Origin of the sequence: Kineosphaera limosa NBRC 100340 (assembly GCF_000298215.1) — a bacterium.
Lineage (GTDB): Bacteria > Actinomycetota > Actinomycetes > Actinomycetales > Dermatophilaceae > Kineosphaera > Kineosphaera limosa.
Window position 1 is genome coordinate 1 of record NZ_BAHD01000137.1, and the last position, 3625, is coordinate 3625.

Below are 3625 nucleotides of genomic sequence, written 5' to 3' on the forward strand. Positions count from 1 at the left end.
TGCACGGCGAGGCGTTCGTCGTCACGAACGGCGAGCCCCGCCCGGTCAGCGAGATCTTCGCGGCGTGGGCGCGCGCCGGCGGGGCCGACCCCGCCCCCAAGCGGGTGCCCACGCGCGTGGCCCTGGTGGCGGGCACGCTCGTCGACGGCATCACCGCGGTCCGCCAACGCGTCGGCCGGCCACCGGCCGACCCACCCCTGACCCGCTTCCTCGTCGAGCAACTCACGACAGCACACTGGTTCGACCAGCGCCGAACCCGGGACGCGCTCGAGTGGACCCCGCGGGTGAGCCTCGACGAGGGGCTGGACCGCCTGGCCGCCGCCTACCGCGACGCCGGTTGACGCCCCGACCACGGCGCACCGACCTCCCCGCCTTAGCTGTTGCGCCCGGCCGGCGCCACCGTCTCCGGTAATTCACCAGGTGATCACCGCCGACCCGCCGCGCCGAGCAGCACCGATCGGCGAGAATGGGCGGCAACCCACCTTTCGCCGAGCGAGGAGCCACGAATGACCGACCTGGCCCAGAGCGCAGTCTTCGAGAACATGCGCGAATACATCGACAAGCTGCGCTCCGAGGGGTACACGGTCAGCCACGACGACCACGGGTCGGACCCCGACCTCATCGACCCTGGTGGCTCCGCGGTCGACACCTGGCGCGAGAGCTACCCCTACGACGAGCGGATGACCCGCGAGGAGTACGAGGTCGAGAAGTACCAGCTGCAGGTCGAGCTGCTGAAGTTCCAGTACTGGACCCAAGACACGGGCCGCAAACACCTCCTGCTCTTCGAGGGCCGCGACGCCGCCGGCAAGGGCGGCACCATCAAGCGCTTCACCGAGCACCTCAACCCCCGCGCCGCCCGGGTCGTCGCGCTGACCAAGCCGACGGAGCGGGAGCTCGGCCAGTGGTACTTCCAGCGCTACGTCGAGCACCTGCCGACCGCCGGCGAGATCGTGCTCTTCGACCGCTCCTGGTACAACCGGGCCGGGGTCGAGCGCGTCATGGGGTTCTGCACACCGGAGCAGTACAGCCAGTTCATGCACCAGGCGCCGCTCATCGAGAATGCGCTCATCGACTCCGGGATCTCGCTGACCAAGCTGTGGTTCTCGGTGACCCGCCGCGAGCAGCGCACCCGCTTCGCCATCCGCCAGATCGACCCGGTGCGCCAATGGAAGCTCTCGCCGATGGACCTGGAGTCCCTCGACCGCTGGGGCAAGTACACCGAGGCCAAGGAAGAGATGTTCCGGCGCACGGACACCGACCTGGCGCCGTGGACGACGATCAAGAGCAACGACAAGAAGCGGGCCCGCATCAACGCGATCCGCTTCTTCCTCAACCAGTTCGACTACGACGGCAAGGACGCCGAGGTCGTCTACGCGCCCGACCCGCAGATCGTGCGGCGCGGGCTGACCGCCGTCGACGACTGATCGCGGCCTAGACACACCGCTGGGGCGGTGTGACCCCTTGCCGATCGGCAGAGGTCACACCGCCCCAGTCGTTGTGTCTGACTTACCTGACGATGCTCAGCAGGATGCCGGCGACGGCGACCGTGCCCGCAACGGTGACGAACACGTTCGAGAGGCGGCCGCGGTAGGGGGCCAGGGCCGGCACGCGGCGGATGGCGATCATCGGCATGAGGTACAGGACGCTGGCGATGACCGGGCCGGCGAGGGTCTCGATGAGGCCGAGGATGCTCGGGTTGGCGATGGCCGCGGCCCACGTGGTGAGGAAGATGAAGGCGGCGATGGCCTTGCGCAGCATGCCCTCGTCGAGGCGGCCGCCGCGCGAATCGGCGACACCGCGGACGATGCCGGCGGCACCCTCGGCGGCACCGAGGTAGTGGCCGAAGAACGAGGACATGATGGCGACGATCGCCACGGCCGGGCCCAGGTAGCCGATGAACGGGCTGCCGTGCACGTTGGCCAGGTAGGAGAGCACCGGCAGGTTGGCCTCGCGGGCGGCGGCCAGGCCGTCGGGGCCGAGGGCGAGCACGCAGGACCACACGAAGCCCATGGCGAAGATCACCAGCAGCAGGGTCGTGCGGCGCAGCACGTGGGAGGCCTTGGCGGGAGCGTCGGTGCCGTAGCGACCGCGCATCGCCACAGAGAACTGTGAAATGGCCGGGGAGAAGTTGAAGGCGAAGATGAGCACGGGGATGATCAGCCAGACCGACATGGCCAGGTCACCGGCCGAGGGCACGGGCGCGGACAGCAGGCTGCCGACCTGCCACGACGGGATGAGGTAGAGCGTGACGCCGAGCAGGATGGCCAGCAGCGGGTAGACGAGCCATTCGGTGACGAGCAGCATGATGCGCTGACCGGCGATCATGACGCCCATCATGAGGGCGACGAGCACGCCCGACAGCAGCCACCGCGGCGCCGAGGGCATGCCGAGCTGGTTGACCATGAGGCTGTCGACGGTGTTGGTGATGCCGACGCCGTAGATGAGGACGATCGGGTAGATCGCGAGGAAGTACAGCAGCGTGATGAGCTTGCCGGCGCCCTCACCGAAGTAGTCACGGACGACGGCCGTGATGTCGCTGTCACCGTCGGTGCGCGGCGAGGCGCAGACCAGGCGGGACAGGCCGCGGTGCGACAGGTAGGTCATCGGGCCGATGAGCGCGGTGACGATGAGCAGCGGCCACAGGCCACCCGCGCCGGCGTTGATCGGCAGGAACAGGATGCCGGCGCCGATCGCCGTGCCGAACAGACTCAGCGTCCAGCCCGTGTCGTACTTCGTCCACTGTCGGCTCGTGCCGGCCTCGGCCTCCCGGCCGGTCGCCTCCTGGACGACCTCCGCTTGTGTTGACACCCGTCTGCCTTTCGCTTAGCGGTGCTGCTGCGACGATCCGGTTGGATCGCCAAGTCTTGTGTGTGGTTTGTCGTGATTCAGCGCTGTGGTGATTCAGCGCTGTCGTGATTGAGCCGCTGTTGTGATTGAGCGTGGTGCTGGATTCAGCAGGCGACGACGCTGACGGCGAGGCCGCCGCGGGAGGTCTCCTTGTACTCCTCGCGCATGTCCGCACCGGTGCGGCGCATCGTCTCGATCGCGACATCGAGCGAGACGTAGTGGCTGCCGTCGCCGTGCAGGCTCATGCGGGCCGCGTTGATCGCCTTGGCGCTGGCGACCGCGTTGCGCTCGATGCAGGGAATCTGCACGAGGCCACCGACCGGGTCGCAGGTCAGCCCGAGGTTGTGCTCGATGCCGATCTCCGCGGCGTTCTCGACCTGCTGGGGCGTGCCGCCGAGCACCTCGCAGAGGGCGCCGGCCGCCATGGAGCAGGCCGAGCCGACCTCGCCCTGGCAGCCGACCTCGGCGCCGGAGATCGACGCGTTGCGCTTGAACAACGTGCCGATGGCGGCGGCGGTCAGCAGGAAGCGCACGACCCCCTCCTCGTCGGCGTCGGGCACGAAGTTGACGTAGTAGTGCAGGACCGCCGGGATGATGCCGGCCGCGCCGTTGGTCGGGGCGGTGACGATGCGTCCGCCGGAGGCGTTCTCCTCGTTGACCGCGAGGGCGTAGAGGCCGACCCAGTCCAGGGGGGCCAGGGGGTCGAGCGCCCGGCGGGTGGCGACCGCGGCACCGGCCTGTAGGCCCTCGGCGGCGGGCGCCGACTCCGGCGTCGCGG

At 69.4% G+C, this 3625-nt stretch carries 3 protein-coding genes and 1 pseudogene; 2 read left to right on the forward strand and 2 right to left on the reverse strand.

Going from position 1 to position 3625, the window contains the following annotated elements; genetic code table 11:
- Both KILIM_RS21615 and ppk2 read left to right on the forward strand, forming a co-directional pair.
- Positions 1 to 341: pseudogene (locus KILIM_RS21615) on the forward strand (NAD-dependent epimerase/dehydratase family protein); the annotation flags it as partial.
- A 165-nt stretch (positions 342 to 506) separates the two neighbouring features.
- Positions 507 to 1424, forward strand: a complete 918-nt coding sequence (gene ppk2, locus KILIM_RS21620; protein WP_006594896.1) for a polyphosphate kinase 2 — start codon at positions 507 to 509, stop codon at positions 1422 to 1424.
- A gap of 82 nt (positions 1425 to 1506) precedes the next feature.
- Here ppk2 and KILIM_RS21625 read toward each other — a convergent pair whose 3' ends face one another.
- Positions 1507 to 2808, reverse strand: a complete 1302-nt coding sequence (locus KILIM_RS21625) for an SLC5/6 family protein (RefSeq protein WP_006594897.1) — start codon at positions 2806 to 2808, stop codon at positions 1507 to 1509.
- A gap of 143 nt (positions 2809 to 2951) precedes the next feature.
- Positions 2952 to 3625 (reverse strand): L-serine ammonia-lyase (locus KILIM_RS21630; protein WP_006594898.1); only part of this gene is annotated, 674 nt, incomplete at its 5' end.